The following is a 1,770-nucleotide window of genomic DNA, read 5'->3' as shown; positions in this document are numbered from 1 at the left end:
GTGGGCGACGATGGCGGCCAACAGGCCCTGCCAGTGCCCGGCAAGCTGGGCGATGGTGGCTTCATCGAACAAGGCCGTTGCGTAGGTCAGGAACGCACCGATGCCGTGTTCATGCTCGACAGTGTTCAATGCAAGGTCGAACTGAGTGGTATGGATTTCCCAGTCGAGCGCCTCCAGGGTCAAGCCTGGCAGGCGCCGCGTCTGGCCCCTGCCCTCGCTGCCGTGGTTGTGCATCACCTGGAACAACGGGCTATGGCTGAGGCTGCGCTCTGGCTGCAGGGCTTCGACCAGTTGCTCGAACGGCAGGTCCTGATGCGCCTGTGCGCCCAGCCCGGCCTGGTGAACGTGCGCGACGAGCTCGTCAAAGGTGGTGCTCAGGTCGAATTCGGCCTTGAGGACCTGGGTGTTGACGAAGAAGCCGATGAGCCCCTCGACTTCGCTGCGATTGCGGTTGGCGATCGGGACGCCGACGCGGATGTCGTTCTGCCCGCTGTAGCGGTGCAACAACGCCTGGAAGCTTGCCAGCAGCAAGGTGAACAGCGTCACGCCCTGGCGCTTGGCCAACTGCTTCAGCGAATCTGCCAGCGCATCGTCAATGGCGATGTCGAGGCGTGCACCTGCATGGCTCTGCACTGCACCGCGCGGACGGTCCAGCGGCAATTCCAGTACCGGCTGTTCGTCCCCCAGATGGGCCGTCCAGTAGCCCAGTTGCTTCTCGCGTTCACCCGCTTCCATGAACTGCCGTTGCCACAACGCGTAGTCGGCATACTGCACAGGGAGCGGCGGCAATTGCAGCGCCTGCCCGGACTTGCCGGCCTCGTAGAAACGCACCAGCTCGTCGACCATGATCGGTGTCGACCAGCCATCGGAGACGATGTGGTGCAGGGTCAGCACCAGTACATGGTCATCCGCCGCCAGACGCAGCAGCTTGACCCGCAGCAAGGGCCCCTGCTCAAGGTCGAATGGCTGCTGAACTTCCTGCTCGACCCATGCCTTCAATGCCGCGCTGGTATCGACGTCGACGGCCTTGAGTGTATCGATGACCAGCTCGACGGGCGCTTCGGGGTGAATCACCTGTACCGGCTGGTCGCTGTCGAGGTGAAAGGTGGTACGCAGGGTTTCGTGTCGCGCGATCAGGGCATCGAAGCTGGCCTGCAGCGCCCGAAGGTCAAGATCGCCCTTCAGACGCAGGGCGACCGGAATGTTGTACGCGCTACCCTGGGGGTCCATTTGCCAGAGAAACCATTGCCGCTGCTGGGCGTAGGACAACGCCAGCGCTTCCCCCGGCGCTCTCGCAGGGATCGGCGCGACTCCGTACAAGTTGATTCCCTGACGCTTCAGGAGCATGGCCAGAGCGTGACGCTCTTTGGTGGACAACGATTTGACGGAGTCGAGCAACGCTTGCACTGATGTATCCCCTATGAAATCAGTTCATCAATTTCCTCCGTGGTTAGACGTTTGAGCGCCTCCAGCGATTTAGCCAGTTCTGCCTGAATCGGATCGATTTGCTGATTTTTCTCTTCGAGGCGACAAGAGAAATCCGCCAGCAGGGGATGCTCGAACAGCTCCTTCAAGGTGGCGTCGATGCCTGTCGCCTCGCGAACACGCACGATCACCTGGGTGGCCGATAGCGAATGGCCACCCAGGGCGAAGAAGCCATCGTTCAGGCCGACCCTTTCGAGTTTCAGCACGTCTGCCCAGATCGCCGCGATCTGTTGCTCCAGCTCGCTGCACGGGGCCACGTAGCTGTCCTGCAGCACGCTGGCATCC

The 1,770-nt window shown here is 61.9% G+C and carries 2 protein-coding genes; both read right to left on the bottom strand.

Annotated elements, in window-relative coordinates; all coding sequences use genetic code 11:
• The coding region (locus APH36_RS30300) for a condensation domain-containing protein (RefSeq protein ID WP_256219380.1) at positions 1-1,407 on the bottom strand (1,407 nt) is incomplete at its 3' end.
• Between the two features lie 11 nt (positions 1,408-1,418).
• Positions 1,419-1,770: phosphopantetheine-binding protein (locus APH36_RS30295; RefSeq protein WP_156342243.1), on the bottom strand; the 352-nt coding region annotated here is incomplete at its 5' end.

Origin of the sequence: Pseudomonas sp. NBRC 111133, from assembly GCF_001320605.1 — a bacterium.
GTDB lineage: Bacteria > Pseudomonadota > Gammaproteobacteria > Pseudomonadales > Pseudomonadaceae > Aquipseudomonas > Aquipseudomonas monteilii.
The sequence above is the reverse complement of the archived record's forward strand: the minus strand, read 5'-3'. Positions and strand labels throughout refer to the sequence as shown.